The organism is Thiohalorhabdus denitrificans, assembly GCF_001399755.1.
Classification (GTDB): Bacteria; Pseudomonadota; Gammaproteobacteria; order Thiohalorhabdales; family Thiohalorhabdaceae; genus Thiohalorhabdus; species Thiohalorhabdus denitrificans.
Genome location: NZ_LJCP01000005.1, coordinates 67,882 through 84,603, shown reverse-complemented (window position 1 = coordinate 84,603; position 16,722 = coordinate 67,882). Strand labels below are relative to the sequence as shown.

The 16,722-nt window shown below is 68.2% G+C and carries 16 protein-coding genes and 1 other RNA gene; 12 read left to right on the top strand and 5 right to left on the bottom strand.

Annotated elements, in window-relative coordinates; all coding sequences use genetic code 11:
* The first annotated feature begins 456 nt into the window (after positions 1-456).
* Positions 457-903 carry a hemerythrin domain-containing protein gene (locus tag AN478_RS00855; protein ID WP_054964732.1) on the top strand — a complete coding sequence of 149 codons (447 nt, stop codon included), beginning with the start codon at positions 457-459 and terminating at the stop codon, positions 901-903.
* Between the two features lie 85 nt (positions 904-988).
* Positions 989-1,147, top strand: coding sequence for a YqaE/Pmp3 family membrane protein (locus AN478_RS00850; RefSeq protein WP_074471451.1), 159 nt, complete (start codon positions 989-991; stop codon positions 1,145-1,147).
* 333 nt (positions 1,148-1,480) lie between these two features.
* Here the strand turns inward: AN478_RS00850 and ssrA are convergent.
* Both ssrA and smpB read right to left on the bottom strand, forming a co-directional pair.
* Positions 1,481-1,840, bottom strand: a transfer-messenger RNA (tmRNA) gene (gene ssrA, locus AN478_RS13410).
* Between the two features lie 188 nt (positions 1,841-2,028).
* The gene (smpB, locus tag AN478_RS00845) at positions 2,029-2,493 is read right to left on the bottom strand and encodes an SsrA-binding protein SmpB (RefSeq protein ID WP_054964730.1); all 465 of its coding nucleotides are present in this window, start codon (positions 2,491-2,493) and stop codon (positions 2,029-2,031) included.
* 205 nt (positions 2,494-2,698) lie between these two features.
* Here smpB and AN478_RS00840 point away from each other — a divergent pair, with 205 nt between their 5' ends.
* The 3 genes from AN478_RS00840 (at position 2,699) to AN478_RS00830 (ending at position 5,223) form a co-directional block, all read left to right on the top strand.
* Entirely contained in the window at positions 2,699-4,366 is a 1,668-nt protein-coding gene (locus AN478_RS00840; protein ID WP_054964729.1) for a sodium-dependent transporter, read from the top strand.
* Between the two features lie 61 nt (positions 4,367-4,427).
* Complete coding sequence (locus AN478_RS00835) at positions 4,428-4,865, top strand: type II toxin-antitoxin system RatA family toxin (protein ID WP_054964728.1); 438 nt, start codon at positions 4,428-4,430, stop codon at positions 4,863-4,865.
* Positions 4,866-4,887: 22 nt separating this feature from the next.
* Positions 4,888-5,223 carry an RnfH family protein gene (locus AN478_RS00830; RefSeq protein WP_054964727.1) on the top strand — a complete coding sequence of 112 codons (336 nt, stop codon included), beginning with the start codon at positions 4,888-4,890 and terminating at the stop codon, positions 5,221-5,223.
* Between the two features lie 82 nt (positions 5,224-5,305).
* Here the strand turns inward: AN478_RS00830 and AN478_RS00825 are convergent, their stop codons facing one another.
* A complete protein-coding gene (locus AN478_RS00825; protein ID WP_054964726.1) occupies positions 5,306-5,656 on the bottom strand; it encodes an outer membrane protein assembly factor BamE in 351 nt (116 codons plus the stop codon).
* Between the two features lie 123 nt (positions 5,657-5,779).
* On the opposite strand from AN478_RS00825, the gene fur reads away from it, so the two are divergent.
* Complete coding sequence (gene fur, locus AN478_RS00820; protein ID WP_054964725.1) at positions 5,780-6,211, top strand: ferric iron uptake transcriptional regulator; 432 nt, start codon at positions 5,780-5,782, stop codon at positions 6,209-6,211.
* A gap of 105 nt (positions 6,212-6,316) precedes the next feature.
* On the opposite strand, the gene recN is transcribed toward fur, so the two are convergent.
* The gene (recN, locus tag AN478_RS00815) at positions 6,317-8,002 is read right to left on the bottom strand and encodes a DNA repair protein RecN (protein WP_054964724.1); all 1,686 of its coding nucleotides are present in this window, start codon (positions 8,000-8,002) and stop codon (positions 6,317-6,319) included.
* A 115-nt stretch (positions 8,003-8,117) separates the two neighbouring features.
* Positions 8,118-8,999 (bottom strand): NAD(+) kinase, encoded by an 882-nt coding sequence (locus AN478_RS00810; RefSeq protein WP_054964723.1) that lies wholly within the window; start codon positions 8,997-8,999, stop codon positions 8,118-8,120.
* A 240-nt stretch (positions 9,000-9,239) separates the two neighbouring features.
* Here AN478_RS00810 and hrcA point away from each other — a divergent pair, with 240 nt between their 5' ends.
* From hrcA to carA, 6 genes are all read left to right on the top strand, one after another.
* The gene (gene hrcA / locus AN478_RS00805) at positions 9,240-10,295 is read left to right on the top strand and encodes a heat-inducible transcriptional repressor HrcA (RefSeq protein WP_054964722.1); all 1,056 of its coding nucleotides are present in this window, start codon (positions 9,240-9,242) and stop codon (positions 10,293-10,295) included.
* Between the two features lie 177 nt (positions 10,296-10,472).
* Positions 10,473-11,087, top strand: a complete 615-nt coding sequence (gene grpE / locus AN478_RS00800) for a nucleotide exchange factor GrpE (protein ID WP_054964721.1) — start codon at positions 10,473-10,475, stop codon at positions 11,085-11,087.
* 59 nt (positions 11,088-11,146) lie between these two features.
* Positions 11,147-13,090: a molecular chaperone DnaK gene (dnaK, locus tag AN478_RS00795; protein ID WP_054964720.1), complete on the top strand. Its 1,944-nt coding sequence runs from the start codon at positions 11,147-11,149 to the stop codon at positions 13,088-13,090.
* 91 nt (positions 13,091-13,181) lie between these two features.
* Complete coding sequence (dnaJ, locus tag AN478_RS00790; protein ID WP_054964719.1) at positions 13,182-14,318, top strand: molecular chaperone DnaJ; 1,137 nt, start codon at positions 13,182-13,184, stop codon at positions 14,316-14,318.
* 180 nt (positions 14,319-14,498) lie between these two features.
* Entirely contained in the window at positions 14,499-15,302 is an 804-nt protein-coding gene (gene dapB / locus AN478_RS00785; protein ID WP_054964718.1) for a 4-hydroxy-tetrahydrodipicolinate reductase, read from the top strand.
* Between the two features lie 198 nt (positions 15,303-15,500).
* Positions 15,501-16,673 carry a glutamine-hydrolyzing carbamoyl-phosphate synthase small subunit gene (gene carA, locus AN478_RS00780; protein ID WP_143004163.1) on the top strand — a complete coding sequence of 391 codons (1,173 nt, stop codon included), beginning with the start codon at positions 15,501-15,503 and terminating at the stop codon, positions 16,671-16,673.
* The last annotated feature ends 49 nt before the right edge of the window (positions 16,674-16,722 follow it).

Sequence of the window (16,722 nt, the reverse complement as noted above, 5' to 3'; positions counted from 1 at the left end):
GGATTTTGGGTTGCCATTTCAAGGGCGGCTTTGCTCGCTTTGTCCGGCCACCCCTCGGCTCTCGGACAGCATGTCCGGCAAAAAGGCGGCACGGTGGGCCGCGGACAGCCTGCTCCCCACGGGTGCCTCGTTGCCGGATGGCTGAAGGGACGGTGCCCGGCCGCGGGTGGGTGGCCCGGACCCCTGCGCGGTCCGGCGGCGTTTCCGGGCCAGCGTCCATGGCCGTTCCTTATTGCCCCCTTCCCCAAGCGGTACTTGCCTTCCCGGTGTCAGGCGCCCGGCACCCCCTCCGCCGGATCTTCCCCCCACGTGGTTCAGAGGCCGGTTCGATTCCCTGGCCGTGCTTCCCGGGGCGGTCCTTCTTGCGGGCAAATGCCAGGGTTTGTGCGGCTGCCCCCAATAGACCGCCCACGGGCTCGGGGGGAAACGTGCAACAAACAAACGAGGAGAACGGTTATGACGGATATCTACCAAAAACTGGCCGAAGATCATCGGGAAACATCGAAGATGCTGGAGCAGCTGAACAATATCGCCGAAAGCGATCCCGGTCGACGCGATGCCCTGTTCCCCAAAGTGAAGGAGGAGCTCCTGGCGCACGCCCGGGCGGAGGACGCTACCTTCTATAACGCCTTGCGCCAGCACTCGGAAAGCAAGGGGGACGCCCAGCACGCCATGCAGGAGCACAGCGAGGTGGAGAACCTCCTTCTGGAGCTCACCCACCTCGACCGTTCCACGCCCGAATGGGCTTCCAAGCTGCGCGAGCTCAAGCAGAGCGTGGAATCCCACGTGGACGAAGGGGAAAACCAGATCTTCCCCGAGGCCCAGGGGATCCTGGACGATCAGCAGGCCAACGAGATCGGGGAGAGCTTCACCCAGGAGAAGGCCCAGAGGCCCCAGCATTAGGGGCCCGCAGCTTGGGAGGAAGTTTCATGAAGGCCGTGGCATTGCCCAGGAGTGAGAGATGGAAGCACGAGAAGACAGCATAGCCATGGACATTCTGCGCATCATCGCCGCCGTCCTCCTGCCGCCGTTGGGGGTCTTTCTCCAGGTGGGGCTGAAGGGCGCCTTCTGGCTGAACATCCTGCTTACCCTCCTGGGGTTCATACCCGGGATCATTCACGCCGTTTGGGTGATCGCCAGGCGCTAGCAAGTGCTGGTTCCGGCGACCACTTCCCTGAGGGTGTCGCTGCAAATGGCGGGAGCCTATGGCTTCCCGGCCTTTTCCCCGAGCGGCTCCGCAACCACGGGGAACCGCGGTTCTGGCTGGTCGGGCGGGGAATCCCGCCCCGTGTCCAGCAAGGTCGGCACGCACCGGGAGGCCAAGGGGGAGAAATACCGCAGCCAACCCGCGGGGGAGCATCCGGTCCGCGAGCTGCGGGGGCAGCCGCACTGACCCGGGAGGAAAGGGGGGGCTGGCCGGAGCATTAGTTCGCCGAGAACAAAAAAAGACCGCCCGGGCGCCCGGGCGGTCTTTTTTTGTTGGTGGAGGCGGCGGGACTCGAACCCGCGTCCGCGAACCGTCCACTATTGGATCTACATGCTTAGTCACCCTTTGGTTTCCCGATCACGGTCCCGGGTGACGGGGATGTGACCGGTTAGCCCGGATTGGCTTTAACGGTAGGTGGCCCCGGGCGGGGCGCTACCGCGATCCCGTGAAGGTCGACCCGCTTGATCCCTTGCCACGGGCAGCTCGGGAAGCGGGGCAGCCGGCTATGCGGCTACGGCGAACTCTTCGTTGTCGGCAGGTATCTTTGCCCGCTGGGAGGATTTACGAGGTTACCCAGCTACCTCGGCATGCACCAATAGCTTGCGGGTTCACGTCGAATCCAGAATCGCCCCCTTCGCAAGCTGTTATCCAGCCTATCAGACTTGCCCCCAAGGGGCCATCTCTCGGCCGGATTCACCCAATAAGACTGGGGTCTTTCCGGGAAGTTCCCCGCAGGGCCCGGAGCCCCTTCCGCTGCAGGGCCGGGCAGCATCGTCCTGCCTACAGGACCCTTGCCATCGCCCGCGGTTCCCGGGCGGAGACTAGCGGTTCTTCTCCTTGATGATGCGCTCTTTCTGCCGCTGCCAGTCGCGTTCCTTGATGTCAGCCCGCTTGTCCTGCTTCTTCTTACCCTTGGCCAGGGCGATCTGCACCTTGGCCAGTCCCCGGGTCCAGTGCATGTCCAGGGCAACGATCGTGAACCCCTTCTGCTGGGTCTGGCCGATCAGGGTGCGGAGCTGACGGGCGTGCAGGAGCAGGCGCCGGGTGCGGGTGGGGTCGGGGTTCACATGGGTGGAGGCCTCGGGCAGGGGGGAGATGCGCGCGCCCACCAGCCAAGCCTCGCCATGGTGGATGATGACGTGGCTTTCCTTGATGTTCGCCCGTCCCGCACGCAGGGCCTTCACCTCCCAGCCCTGCAGCTCGATGCCCGCCTCGAATTCCTCCTCGATGTGGAAGTCGAAGCGGGCCTTCTTGTTCTGGGCGATCTGGCGTGGTGGTGCTCCCATGGGCTCCCGTTCTCGGCGGACTGACCTGCGGTTTAGCCGGCCATGCTACCCCGAAGCGGGACGGGCCTCAATTCCGCCCCCGGCACGTCCTGGACAAGTCTGGTAGGCTGGGCGCGCTTGTCGCGCCGCCGCTCATCGGCGGCCCAGCTCACCTCTTCGGCCCCGCGGGCGGGGGCCGCTCACGGCAAAAGGGGAAAGCGAGCCCATGAGCGAGCAACGGGAGCAGTGGCAGTCCACCGCGGGCTTCATCATGGCGGCCGTCGGCTCGGCGGTGGGACTCGGCAACATCTGGCGGTTCTCCTACGTCACCTACGAGAACGGTGGCGGGGCCTTCCTGATCCCATACGTCCTGGCCCTGTTCATTGTCGGCATCCCGCTGCTCCTGCTGGAGTTCGGCATCGGCCACTACATGAAGGCCTCGGCCCCCGTCTCCCTGTTCCGCATCGACCGGCGCTTCCAGTGGGTGGGGTGGTGGGCCGTGGGCTTCACCATGTTCGGCATCCTGATCTACTACTGCGTGGTAATCGCCTGGTGCCTGAGCTTCATCTTCTTCGCCCTCTACCAGCCGTGGACGGGCGTGGAGGGCGGCGCCAACGCCTTCTTCTTCGGCGAGTTCCTGGGGGCCGCCACCGAGGACGGGCTGCGTGGGCCCTTCGATCTGACCGGCCCCAACCTCACCGTGCTGGTGGCCCTGGCCGCCGTCTGGGCCATCAACGGCGTCATCGTGGGCCGCGGCCTGCGCGCGGGGGTGGAGCCGGTGATCCGGGTGTTCATCCCGCTGCTGTTCCTGCTCATGATCGTTCTGGTGGTGTGGTCGCTGTTCCTGCCCGGGGCGGGGCAGGGCCTTACCTGGTACCTGTCGCCTGACTGGGCCAAGCTGGCCGACTGGCGGGTCTGGGTGGAGGCCATTACCCAGATCTTCTTCACCCTCTCCCTGGGCTTCGGCATCATGATCGCCTACGCTTCCTACCTGCCGGAGCGCTCCAACATCACCCGCAACGCCCTGATCACCGCCTTCGCCGACAGCGGCTTCGCCATCTTCGCGGGGGTGGCGGTGTTCGCCACGCTGGGCTTCATGGCCCAGGCGCAGGGGCAGGGGGTGGAGGACGTCGTCACCAGCGGCATCGGCCTCGCCTTCGTCGCCTATCCGCAGGTGATCAGCGAGCTGCCCTTCCTGCCCACGATGTTCGGCGTCCTGTTCTTCAGCGCGCTGGCCATCGCCGGGCTTTCCTCCTCCATCTCCCTGATCCAGGCCTTCGTTTCGGCCCTTTCGGACAAATACGAGGTGGACCGCACCAAGGTGGTGGGCACCCTGTGCACCATCGGCTTCCTGCTGGGCATGGTGTTCACCACCGGCGCAGGGATCGCCTGGCTGGACATCGTCGACCACTTCCTGACCAGCTACGGGCTGGTGCTGGTGGGGCTGCTGGAGGCCCTCATCGTGGGCTGGGTGTTCGGCGGCGAGCGCCTCGGCTCCCACATCGAAGGGGCGGGCAGCTTCCGCTTCAGCAGCCACTACGGCACCTTCATGCGCCTGCTCATGACCGGGGCGCTGGCCTTCACCTGGTTCGGCCTGCACCAGGCCGAGGACGGGCTGGGCACCTTCCTGGCGCGCCTGTTCGTGCTGCTCTCCATCGCCGGGGTGTGGCTGCAGCGCTCCTGGCTGGATTACAGCCTGAAGGTCATCATCCCCGTGGCGCTTCTCGGCCTGCTGGACCGCGCCCTGGCCCAGGAGCTCCTGGAGCCCTACGGGGGCTATTCGCCCTGGGCCGTGGTGGGGATCGGCGTAGGCTGGCTGGTGGTCACCCTGCTGGTGGCGGTGGTGATCGATCTACACTCCTGGCGCCAGGAGGAGCGCTCCCGGGCCGATTGAAGGGAGCGGGCCCGGCCGGGACCCATCCGAGTAAGCAACCAACCGGAGGAAGAGTCCGCCTATGCCGTCCCTGGAGCGCAGCGAGGTCGTTCCTCACACCGCCGAGCAGATGTACCAACTGGTCATGGACGTGGAGTCCTATCCGGAGTTCCTGTCCTGGTGCAGCCACGGCCGGATCCTGACCCGGGAAGAGGACTCCCTGACGGCGGAGCTCACCCTGGAGTTCAAGGGCCTGCGGAAGTCCTTCTCCACCCGCAACACCTTCCAGCGGCCCAAGCTGGTGGAGATGCGGCTGCTGGAGGGACCGTTCCGCTTCCTGGAAGGGGTCTGGACCTTCGAGCCCCTGGAGGACCGGGGGAGCCGGGTGCACATGTCCATCCAGTTCGAGTTCGTCAACCGCATGCTGTCCATGATGGTGGGACCGGTCTTCCACCGGGCGGTGGATACCCTGGTGGCCGATTTCCGCAAGCGGGCCGAGGTGGTCTACGGCCGCTACTGAGCGGGACGGAGGAGGAGCAAGGATGCAGGTGAGCGTGGCGTACGCCGAGCCCGACCATCAGGAATGGGTGGAGTTCGAGGCCCCGGAGGGCATCACGGCCGAGGAGGCGGTGCGGATGTCGGGGATCCTGGAGAAGTTCCCCCACTTGGAGCTGGAGGGGAAGAAGCTCGGCGTCTTCGGCAAGCCCGTGAAGGACGACCAGGAACTGCGGGAAGGGGACCGGGTAGAGATCTACCGGCCGCTCCAGGCGGATCCCAAGAAGGCGCGCACCCGCAAGCGCAAGTCCGCCGAAGGTGGGGAAGAGGACAAGGGTGACGCGGGAGGCGACGGCTCCGGTTCCACCGGGGAAGGAGAGTAACCCCGGAGCCCCGCCGGGCTACGCCCCCTAGGCCGCAAGGGCCGGAAACGTCCCCGGCGGGGCGCCCCGCAGCTCCCCGGTCTTACCCCTCGGGGAAGTCCTTCCCGGCCCGCTCCAGGCGCTCCACCCGTCCCCGCTCGTTGAAGAAGACCGTCAGCCGCCGGTAGGTGCGCTCCCCCGCCTCCGAAGTCAGCAGGAAGACGTAGTCCCAGCGGTCGGGCCGGAACGGGTCCCGCAGCAGGGGCTCGCCCAGGGACCGGCGCACCGCGGCTTGGCTCATGCCGCGCTCCACGCCCTCCACTTGCGCCTTGGTCAGGTAGTTCCCCTGCTCCACCTCCATCCGCGCGCAGCCGCTCAGGGCCAGTAGGAGGACGAGCCAGAGCCCGAGCGCGGGCAGCAGGCGAGGGGGATACGCGGGGTCGGCTTTAGGCATGGCAGGCTCCCTGCGTGGGACCGGGGCCGGCTTTCGCGTAACCGACCCCCCAGGTATACAATACGGAACGAAACTGATTCCCGATTTTATTCCGGGTGGCTTCCCGAGTAAGGAGGCGGGTGCATGAGCCGGGAAACCAGCGATCTGAAGCAGGCCGGCCTCAAGGCGACGCGGCCGCGATTGATGATATTACAACTGCTCGAGGATTCCGAGGAGCGCCACCTCACCGCCGAGGGGGTCTACCGCAGCCTGCTGGACGCCGGCGAGGAGGTGGGCCTGGCCACGGTCTACCGCGTCCTGACGCAGTTCGAGCAGGCCGGCCTGGTGAAGCGTCACCACTTCGACGGCGAACGCGCCTTCTTCGAGCTCGACGAGAACAAGCACCACGACCACATGGTCTGCGTCCGCTGCGGCCGGGTGGAGGAGTTCTACAACGAGCAGATCGAACGCCTGCAGCAGGAGGTGGCCAAGGAGCACGGTTTCCGGCTCACGGACCACCGCATGGAGCTCTACGGCCTCTGTGCCGACTGCCTCCGGGAGAAGCAGGAGGGGTAGGCGCCCGCCGCGGGAGCCGGCCTTAGCGGGCGATTTCGGATCGGGCCCGGCACGGGCAACCGTCCGCTAACGCCGGCCCCGGGGGATGCAGGCGCGGGCCAGGGACTAGGATTCGGCGGTCTCCGCTTCCGTCAGCATCTCCCGGGCGTTGGCCCGGGTGGAGTCGGTGACGTTGCGGCTGCCCAGGATGCGGGCGATCTCCTCCACCCGCTCCTCGCGGGTCAGCGGCTCCACCCGGGTGTAGGCGCCCTCGGCGTCCGTTTCCTTGAAGATGCGCAGGTGGTGGTGGCCCTGGGCGGCCACCTGCGGCAGGTGGGTCACCGCCAGCACCTGGCTGCGCTCCCCCACGGTCCGCAGCTTGCGGCCCACGCTCTCCGCCACCGCCCCGGAGACGCCCACGTCCACCTCGTCGAAGATGAGCGTGGGCACTTCCGTGTGGCGGGCCAGGACCACCTGGATCCCCAGGGACAGACGGGACAGCTCGCCGCCCGAGGCGATCTTGGCCAGGGGCCGGGGCGGCTCGCCGGGGTTGGTGCGCACCCGCAGCTCCACGCGGTCCATGCCGTGGCCCCCCCCTTCCTCGGCATCCTCCGCGGTATCCACCGCCACCTCCAGGGCCGCGTCGGGCATGCCCAGCACCTGGATCTCCTCGGTGACCCGCTCGGCGAGCTTCTCCGCCCCCGCCTTGCGCATGCGGCTGAGGTCGGCCGCGGCGTCGGCGTAGATCCCCCGGGTGCGCTCCACCTCCTCGCGGGCCGCCTGCAGGCGGGGGCCGAGCTCCTCCAGCTCGTCGAGCTCGGCGCGGAGCCGGCCGGCCAGGTCCACCAGCTCCTCGGGATCCGCGTGGTGCTTGCGGGAGAGCTGGTAGACGGTGTCGAGCCGCTCCTGGACCACCTCCAGGCGTTCGGGGTCGGCCTCCAGGCGGTTCAGGTAGCCGCGCACCGCCTCGGCGGCCTCCTCGGCCTGGGCGGCGGAATTGGCCACCAGGTCGCGGGCCTCGGCCAGCTCGGGATCGGTTTCCGCCAAGCCCTCCAGCTCCGCCTGGGCGTGGCCCAGCCGCTCGGAGACGGAGCCCTCTTCCTCGTAGAGGAGCTGCACCAGGCCCTGGGCTCCCTCCATCAGGCGGTGAACGGACCCGAGCCGGGCGCGCTCGGCCTCCAGTTGCTCCGTCTCCCCCGGCTGCAGGGCCAGCTCCTCCAGCTCGCCTACCTGGAAGCGCAGCAGCTCGCGGCGCTCCTCCCGCTCGCCCTGGCTCCGCTCCAGCTCCCCCAGCTTCTCCTGCGCGGCCCGCCAGGTCCGCCAGGCCTCGGCCACCCAGCCGGCCTGCTCCGTGGCACCGGCGAAGGCGTCCAGGAGGTCGCGCTGGGTGGATCCGTTAAGCAGGGTGTGGTGCTCGCCCTGGCCGTGGATATCCACCAGCCACTGGCCCAGCTCCTTGAGGGTCTGCACGGGGGTGGGCCGGCCGTTCACGAAGGCCTTGGAACGGCCTTCACGGGCCAGCACCCGGCGGATGATGCACTCGCCGTCGTCGCCCTCCAGTGCCTGCTCGCGCAGCAGGCCCCGCGCGGGGCTGTCGGCGGGCAGCTGGAAGGCGGCGGTGATCTCCGCCTGCTCGGTGCCGCCGCGCACCTGGTCGAGGTCGGCGCGGTCGCCGAGCACCAGCCCCAGGGCGTCCACCAGGATGGACTTGCCGGCCCCGGTCTCACCCGTGAGCACGGTGAATCCAGGACCCAGCTCGATATCGCAGGCCGCCATGACGGCGAGATTGCGGATGGAGAGGTGTTGGAGCATATCGCCCGCCCGTTTGCTGGAAAGGGTCCGGCCGTCTAGTAGTGGGGGTGGGGCCCCGGCTCCCCGGCCTGTTCCGCCGCGGCGGGAGGGGGAAGGGCCGGGCCCCCAACCGATCTCAATTCCGCTCTCCCCAGCTGAACTTCTCGCGCAGGACGTCGAAGTAGCTCCGGCCCGGGTCCGAGAGCAGGTGGACGGTGTGCTCGTCGCGCTGCACGTGGATGCGGTCGCCGTCCTGCAGGGCGAAGTTGGTCTGGCCGTCGAGGGTGAGCTGGACCTCGCCGGGATTGTTGGTCAGGAGCACCTCGATGTGGCTGTGGCCCGGCAGGATCAGGGGCCGGTTGGTGAGGGTGTGGGGGCACACGGGCACCAGTGTGAAGGCTCGCATGGAGGGGTGCACGATGGGGCCCCCGGCGGACAGCGCGTAGGCGGTGGAGCCGGTGGGGCTGGCCACGATCAGCCCGTCGGAGCGCTGCGAGAACACGAACAGGCCGTCCACGTAGGTCTGCATCTCCACCATGCGGGCGATGTTGCCGCGGTGGATCACCACGTCGTTGAAGGCGCGTTCCACGGCCAGGTCCCCGGCCTGACGCTGCACCCGGACGTGCAGCATCATGCGCTCCTCCACCTGGTAGGCCCCGGCCAGCAGGTTCTCCAGGCTGTCCTCGATGTTGGCCAGGCTGGTCTCGGTAAGGAAGCCCAGCCGGCCCAGGTTCACCCCCACGATGGGGATCTCGAACTCGCAGAGATGGCGCGCCGCCCCCAGCAGCGTGCCGTCCCCGCCCACGACGATGGCCAGGTCGGCGCGGTTGCCGATGGCCGCCAGGCTGGCCGGCTCCTGGGCGGCGCCGGTGGGCAGCGAGCCGGCGGTGGCGCGCTCCACCAGCACGGTCACCCCCTCGGCGGCCAGCATCTCCACCAGATGGGCCACGGATTCGCTAACCTGGGGGTCGCCGTACTTGCCGATCAGGCCGACGGTTTGGAAGTTTTGCGCCTGCACCGTTCGGGTTCGCCGTCTGTGGGGAAGGGGGCGCCGGGAACCATCCCGGCGCGGTGGGATCAACCTAGCATGGGGGCCGTCGCCCGCCAAGCGGGGCCTCGGCGGGCGGCCTGTCCTGCAAGCGGAAAATAAGGTATAAAACTGTCCATGGCCCCCTGGGCCTTCAATTGACACTCTCGCGATGCGGCTGCTAGCTTCCGGCGCCGACGGGGGACCCAAGGCAGATAGAGGTAGGCGCGCTTGCATTCCGAGCTGGACGCCCGATCCGAACAGGTTCTGAAGACCCTGGTCCGCCTGTACATCGAGACCGGCGCGCCGGTGGGCTCCCGGGTGCTGGCTCGCGAGTCCGGGCTGGAGGTCAGCGCGGCCACGGTGCGCAACATCGTGGCCGACCTGGAGGAGATGGGGCTGGTGCATTCCCCCCATACCAGCGCGGGACGGGTGCCCACCAGCCGGGGATACCGCTTGTTCGTCGGCATCATGCTGGAAATGCGGCCCCTGGGCTCGGAGGAGCAAGCCCGCATCCGCGAGAGCCTCTACCAGCAGGCCTCGGACATCTACCAGCTCTACCACGCCGTGGGGCGCCTGATCTCCGGCCATACCCACTACGTGGGCCTGGTGCTGGTGCCGCGGCTGGCGCAGGGGCGCTTCCGGCAGATCCAGTTCCTGACCCTGTCCCGAGTGCGCATCCTCGCCATCCTGGTGACCACCACCGGCATCGTGCAGAATCGCATCGTCGAGGCGGGCCGGCCCATCTCCGAGTCGGAGCTGGAGCGCGCGGCCAACTACCTCAACGAGCGCTTCCAGGGCCGCCTGCTTACGGAGGTGAAGGGCGCCCTGGCCGCCGAGGCCCAGGGGGCGCCCGGATCCCTGGAGGCCCTTGCCGCGGAGATCGGCTGGTCCGCCCTGGACTACGAGGAGGACGAGGAGCTCTTCATCGAGGGCCAGGGCAACCTCCTGGACTACCCGGAGTTCGCCCAGGACGGCCGCCTGCGGGAGCTGTTCGAGGTGCTGGAGGAGCCGGAGGAGCTCACCCGCGTGCTGGAGACGCCCCCGGAGGGCGGCTCGGGGGTGCAGCTCATGATCGGCGAGGAGGTGGGGCACGAGGCCCTCGAGCACTGCAGCGTGGTCACCGCCAGCTACACCACCGAGGACGACGGCCTGGGCACCGTGGCGGTGATCGGGCCGGCCCGCATGAACTACGCCTCCACCATCCCCTTCGTGGACTGCACGGCCCGGCAGCTTTCCTCGGTGCTGTCCCAGAACACCCCGCCCGGCATGCGGGACTCCGCCTGAGACCCGGGCCGCGCCCCGCCGATTCCCCGAAACCGATCCTCCAGGATCGGTTTTTTCGTGAAAAATTCGCCCGTCCCGGTTGAAACCCCCGCTCCGGACCCCCAACTAATCCGAGAAGCCGCCCGATCGGACGGCTTCGGGGTTGACCGAAGGGTGCCTACGACCAACGAGGGAGCAATGACCGACTCCAGCCGTAAGAACGAGGGTGAAGAGCACTTCCCGGACCAGGAGCCCGAGCCGCAGGAGGCCGAGTCCTCCGCGAGCGAGCCCCTGCCCGACGATCCCGAGACCCTGAAGGGCCGGATCCAGGAGCTGGAGGCCACCGTCACCGATTACTGGAACCAGGTCCTGCGCGAGCGGGCCGAGGGGGAGAATGCGCGCCGCCGGGCGGAGAAGGACGCCGAGCAGTCCCGCAAGTTCGCCCTGGAGGGCTTCCTCAAGGAGCTGATCCCGGTGAAGGACAGCCTGGAGATGGCCCTCCAGGTCGAAGTGGAGGGTGCGGACAGCGCGCAGAAGCTCCACAAGGGCGTCAGCATGACCCTCGATATGCTCAACGAGGTGCTTGCCAAGCACGGCGTCGAGGAGGTCCACCCCGTGGAGGAGCCCTTCGATCCCAACTACCACCAGGCCATGACCACCGTAGAGACCGAGGGGGACCCCAACCAAGTGGTCTCCGTCATGCAGAAGGGCTATTTGCTCAACGGCCGTCTGGTACGGCCGGCCATGGTGGAGGTCTCCGTGCGGCCGGACAGTAGCCAGAAAGACGACGCGGGGGAGGGCGGCTCCGAGTAGGGGCGCCGTTCCACCGAACCGAATCTGTATTTCCGAATTTAAGCCAAGGGGATTAGGCCATGGGTAAGATCATCGGCATTGACCTGGGAACCACCAACTCCTGCGTCGCCGTCATGGAAGGCGAGCGCACGCGGGTGATCGAGAACAGCGAAGGCGACCGCACCACGCCGTCCATGGTGGCCTTCACCGAGGACGGCGAGCGGCTGGTTGGGCAGGCCGCCAAGCGGCAGGCCGTGACCAACCCGGAGCGGACCCTGTACGCCATCAAGCGCCTCATCGGCCGCCGCTTCGACGACCCCACCACCAAGAAGGACATCGAGCAGGTGCCCTTCCAGATCGTGGAGGCCGACAACGGCGACGCCTGGGTGCAGGTCGACGACAAGAAGTACGCCCCGCAGGAAATCTCGGCCATGGTGCTGCAGAAGATGAAGCAGACCGCCGAGGACTACCTGGGTGAGGAAGTCACCGAGGCGGTGGTCACCGTGCCGGCCTACTTCAACGACTCCCAGCGCCAGGCCACCAAGGACGCCGGCCGCATCGCCGGGCTCGAGGTCAAGCGCATCATCAACGAGCCCACCGCGGCCTCGTTGGCCTACGGCCTGGACAAGAAGGAGAGCGGCCAGGCCAAGGACCGGAAGGTGGCGGTCTACGACCTCGGCGGCGGCACCTTCGACATCTCCGTCATTGACATCGCCGACATCGAGGGCGAGTCCTCCTTCGAGGTGATGGCCACCAGCGGCGACACCTTCCTCGGCGGCGAGGACTTCGATCTGCGTCTGGTGGACCACCTGGCCGACGAGTTCAAGTCCGACGAGGGCATCGACCTGCGCAGCGATCGCCTGGCCCTGCAGCGGCTCAAGGACGCCGCCGAGAAGGCCAAGATCGAGCTGTCCTCGAGCCAGCAGACCACGGTGAGCCTGCCGTTCATCACCGCCGACCAGAGCGGGCCCAAGCACCTCGAGATCAAGGTGACCCGGGCCAAGTTCGAGTCGCTGGTGGAGGACCTGGTGCAGCGGTCCATCGAGCCCTGCAAGACGGCGCTGAACGACGCCGGCGTCTCCGCCAAGGACATCGACGACGTCATCCTGGTGGGCGGCCAGACCCGCATGCCCAAGGTCCAGGAGCAGGTCCAGGAGTTCTTCGGCAAGGAGCCGCGCAAGGACGTCAACCCCGACGAGGTGGTGGCCATCGGCGCGGCCATCCAGGGCGGCGTGCTCGCCGGCGACGTCAAGGACGTCCTCCTCATGGACGTTACGCCGCTGTCGCTCGGCATCGAGACCCTGGGCGGGGTGATGACCAAGCTCATCGAGAAGAACACCACCATCCCCACCAGCGCCTCGCAGGTGTTCTCCACCGCCGAGGACAACCAGAACGCGGTGACCATCCACGTCCTGCAGGGTGAGCGCGAGATGGCGAACGGCAACAAGTCCCTGGGTCGCTTCGACCTCAGCGATATCCCGCCGGCGCCGCGCGGTGTGCCGCAGATCGAGGTCACCTTCGACATCGACGCCAACGGTATCCTCAACGTCTCCGCCAAGGACAAGGGCACCGGCAAGGAGCAGTCCATCCAGATCCGCGCCGGCTCGGGCCTCTCCGAGGAGGAAGTGGAGCAGATGGTCCAGGATGCCGAGGCCCACGCCGACGAGGACAAGAAGCAGCGCGAGCTGGTGGAGTCCCGCAACCAGGCCGACAGCCTCATCCACTCCACCCGCAAGTCCCTGGAGGACTACGGCGACAAGGTGAGTGACGAGGACAAGCAGAACATCGAGTCGGCCATCGCCGAGCTGGAGCAGGTCATGGAAGGCGAGGACAAGGAGGCCATCGACCAGGCCATGGAGAAGCTGGCCCAGGCCTCGCACAAGCTCGCCGAGCAGGCCTATCAGCAGGCCGGGGCCGAGCAGACCGCCGGGGCTAGCGAAGAGCAGGCCAGCTCCAGCTCCGACGAGGACGTGATCGACGCGGAGTTCACCGAAGGCGATGACCAGGACAAGAAGAACCAGTAAGGTAACGTCGCCGTAACCGGCCGCGATCAGGCGTGGGGTCCTCCCGCGCCTGATTGCCGTTTAAGAAGCCACTGAACGGGAAAGGGCTTTCATGGCTCAACGGGATTACTACGAGATCCTCGGAGTCAGCCAGGACGCCTCCGATGAAGAGCTCAAGAAGGCCTATCGGCGCCTGGCCATGAAGTACCATCCGGACCGCAATCCGGATGACGAGGACGCCGAGGAGAAATTCAAAGAGGCCAAGGAGGCCTACGAGGTCCTGTCGGATCCGCAGAAGCGGGCCGCCTACGACCGCTTCGGTCACGCCGGCGTGGAAGGCGCCGCAGCCGGGGGACCGGGGGGCGGTGCCGAAGGGTTCGGCGGGTTCGGCGATATATTCGGCGATATATTCGGCGACATCTTTGGCGGCGGAGGCGGCCGGGGGCGCCAGCGGGCCTACCGCGGCGCCGACCTGCGCTACTCCCTGGACCTCTCCCTGGAGGAGGCGGCCCGGGGCACCACCGTCACCATCAAGGTGCCGAGCAAGGTCAAGTGCGACACCTGCGAGGGCTCCGGGGCCAAACCCGGGACCTCCAAGAGCACCTGCACCACCTGCGGCGGCATGGGCCAAGTGCGCATGCAGCAGGGCTTCTTCTCGGTCACCCAACCCTGCCCCGACTGCGGCGGCGAGGGGGTGAAGATCGACCAGCCCTGCACCGACTGCCGCGGCACGGGCTTCCAGCGCCAGGAGAAGAGCCTCGAGGTGAACATCCCCGCGGGGGTCGACACCGGCGACCGCATCCGCCTTTCCGGCGAGGGCGAGCCCGGGGAGTACGGCGGCCCGCGCGGCGACCTGTTCGTGGAGGTGCGCATCCAGCCGCACCCCATCTTCGAGCGCGACGGCGACGACCTGCGCTGCGAGGTGCCCATCAGCATCACCCAGGCGGCCCTCGGCGACCAGGTGACCGTGCCCACCCTGGAAGGGGAGGCCAAGATGAAGGTCCCCGGCGGCACCCAGTCGGGCAAGACCTTCCGACTGCGCGCCAAGGGCATCCAGGGGGTACGTTCCAACCGGCCCGGCGATCTGCTCTGTACGGTGCGGGTGGAGACCCCGGTGAACCTCAACGACCGGCAGAAGGAGCTGCTGCGGGAGCTGGAAGAGGAGGCCGGCAAGCAGAACGGCTCCCACCCGCACAGCAAGTCCTGGTGGGACAAGGTGCGGGACTTCCTCGACCGCCTGGCCTCCTAAGGGCCGGGCGCCCGGAAGAGGCGTCCCGTAGGAGCCCGCCTCAGTGGGCGATTTGCCAAGCGGGGCTGTGTGCCCTCCCTGGGATCGCCCGCTGAAGCGGGCTCCTACGGCTCCGGCCGGAGCCGCCGGGACAATCGTGTTGGCGGAACCGTGTCTGGACGGAACAAGGAAAGGCAGCGCATGACCCGGATCGTGATTACGGGTGCCACGGGCCGCATGGGTCGGACCCTCCTGCAGGCCGTGGCCGAGGACGAGGAGTCCGCGCTCGCCGGGGCCGTGGACCGCCCCGACGGCGAGGCCGTGGGTCGGGACGCCGGCGAGCTGGCGGGCACCGGCCCGGTGGGGGTAAAGGTCAGCGAGGACCTGGCCCCGGTGCTGGAAGGGGCGGACGCGGTCATCGATTTCACCCTGCCCGAGGCCACCGCGGTCTACGCCGATCAGTGCGCCAGCGCCGGCGTGCCCCTGGTGGTGGGCACCACCGGCTTCGACGAGGCGCAGCAGGCCCGCCTTGACGCCGCCGCGGAGCGGGTCCCGGTGCTGGTGGCCCCCAACATGAGCGTAGGGGTGAACCTGACCTTCAAGGTGCTGGAGATGGTGGCCCAGGCCCTGGGCGACGACTACGACGTGGAGGTGATCGAGGCTCACCACCGCAACAAGGTGGACGCGCCCTCGGGGACCGCCCTGCGCATGGGCGAGGTGGTGGCCGAGGCCCTGGGCCGGGACCTCGCCGAGGACGCCATCTACGGGCGGCAGGGCCGCACGGGGGTGCGCGATCGCCGGACCATCGGCTTCGAGACCATCCGTGCCGGGGATATCGTGGGCGAGCATACGGTCCTATTCGCGGGGTCCGGCGAGCGGGTGGAGATCGGCCACAAGGCCTCGAGCCGCATGACCTTCGCCAGCGGCGCCCTGCGGGCCGCCAAGTGGGTGGTAACCCAGCCGCCCGGCCGCTACGATATGCAGGACCTGCTGGGCCTGCGTTGACAGGCGTGCCGCGCCCAATTAGCCTGTGCGGCCAAGCACAAAAGCGCATACCCGGCCCGCCTCACGCGGGCTCGCCCGGCCCCCGCAGGGGTCGGGAGCGAATGCGGGAGCAACGCTCCCGCTTTTGTGTGTCCGGACGACGTGGGGCCTGCCCCCGGACTCCAGTTTTTCCCGATCGAGACCTCCTTGGGGGATGTGGTGAGCGGACCAGCCATCCTGGCCCTGGAAGACGGGACCATCTTTGAGGGGCGCTCCATCGGAGTGCCCGGCAAGAAGGTAGGGGAGGTGTGCTTCAACACCTCCATGACCGGTTATCAGGAGATCCTCACGGATCCCTCCTACGCCCGCCAGATCGTCACCCTGACCTATACCCACATCGGCAACGTGGGCGCCAACCCGGAGGACGACGAGAGCCGGGAGGTGTTCGCCAGCGGTCTGGTCATCCGGGACCTGCCGGTGCAAACCAGCAGCTGGCGGGCTGCGGAAGGGCTTACCGAGTACCTGCGGCGCAACGAGGTGGTGGCCATCGCCGGCCTGGACACCCGCAAGCTAGTGACCCACCTGCGGGATCGCGGCGCCATGCGCGGGGTGATCGCCGCCGGGGAGGAGCTGGATCCCGAGGCCCTGGTGGCCGAGGCCCGGGGATTCCAGGGCCTCACCGGTATGGACCTCGTGGAGGAGGTAACCACCCCCCACAGCTACACCTACACCCAGGGTACCTGGGATCTGGAGGGCGGCGGGATGCCGGCGCCCCGGCAGCCCCAGGAGCTGCCCTACCACGTGGTGGCCCTGGATTACGGCTGCAAGCGCAACATCCTGCGCCTGCTGGTGGACCGGGGATGCCGCGTGACGGTCATGCCGGGAACCGCCACCGCCGCGGAGGTGCTGGCCGCCGAGCCCGACGGCGTCTTCCTGTCCAATGGCCCGGGGGACCCCGAGCCGGTGACCTACGCGGTGGAGACCCTGCGCGGCCTGCTGGACTCGGACCTGCCCATCTTTGGCATCTGCCTGGGGCACCAGCTGCTGTGCCTGGCGGAGGGTGCCCGCTCCCAGAAGCTCAAGTTCGGTCACCGTGGCGGCAACCACCCGGTGAAGCATCACGCCTCCGGGCGGGTGGAGATCACCGCCCAGAACCACGGTTTCGCGGTGGATCCCGGGACGCTTCCGGAGAGCCTGGAGGTGACCCACACCTCCCTGTTCGACGGAACCCTCGAAGGGGTGCGCCACCGCAACCGCCCGGCCTTCACGGTGCAGTACCACCCCGAGGCCAGCCCGGGCCCCCACGATTCCAAGTACCTGTTCGACGAGTTTCTCGCCCTCATCCGCGAGAGACGCGGCGAAGAAGGGACCGCCGCCCGTCGCGAGGCCTGAGCGGCCAGTCCACGCGCCCCTTTCACCCCCTTGACGCCGAGTTGCGCCC

Bases quoted from the DNA above. Each gene is read 5' to 3' on its own strand.
- AN478_RS00855 (WP_054964732.1), top strand. From the start codon at position 457: ATGACGGATATCTACCAAAAACTGGCCGAAGATCATCGGGAAACATCG.
- AN478_RS00850 (WP_074471451.1), top strand. From the start codon at position 989: ATGGACATTCTGCGCATCATCGCCGCCGTCCTCCTGCCGCCGTTGGGG.
- smpB (WP_054964730.1), bottom strand. From the start codon at position 2,493: ATGGGAGCACCACCACGCCAGATCGCCCAGAACAAGAAGGCCCGCTTC.
- AN478_RS00840 (WP_054964729.1), top strand. From the start codon at position 2,699: ATGAGCGAGCAACGGGAGCAGTGGCAGTCCACCGCGGGCTTCATCATG.
- AN478_RS00835 (WP_054964728.1), top strand. From the start codon at position 4,428: ATGCCGTCCCTGGAGCGCAGCGAGGTCGTTCCTCACACCGCCGAGCAG.
- AN478_RS00830 (WP_054964727.1), top strand. From the start codon at position 4,888: ATGCAGGTGAGCGTGGCGTACGCCGAGCCCGACCATCAGGAATGGGTG.
- AN478_RS00825 (WP_054964726.1), bottom strand. From the start codon at position 5,656: ATGCCTAAAGCCGACCCCGCGTATCCCCCTCGCCTGCTGCCCGCGCTC.
- fur (WP_054964725.1), top strand. From the start codon at position 5,780: ATGAGCCGGGAAACCAGCGATCTGAAGCAGGCCGGCCTCAAGGCGACG.
- recN (WP_054964724.1), bottom strand. From the start codon at position 8,002: ATGCTCCAACACCTCTCCATCCGCAATCTCGCCGTCATGGCGGCCTGC.
- grpE (WP_054964721.1), top strand. From the start codon at position 10,473: ATGACCGACTCCAGCCGTAAGAACGAGGGTGAAGAGCACTTCCCGGAC.
- dnaK (WP_054964720.1), top strand. From the start codon at position 11,147: ATGGGTAAGATCATCGGCATTGACCTGGGAACCACCAACTCCTGCGTC.
- dnaJ (WP_054964719.1), top strand. From the start codon at position 13,182: ATGGCTCAACGGGATTACTACGAGATCCTCGGAGTCAGCCAGGACGCC.
- dapB (WP_054964718.1), top strand. From the start codon at position 14,499: ATGACCCGGATCGTGATTACGGGTGCCACGGGCCGCATGGGTCGGACC.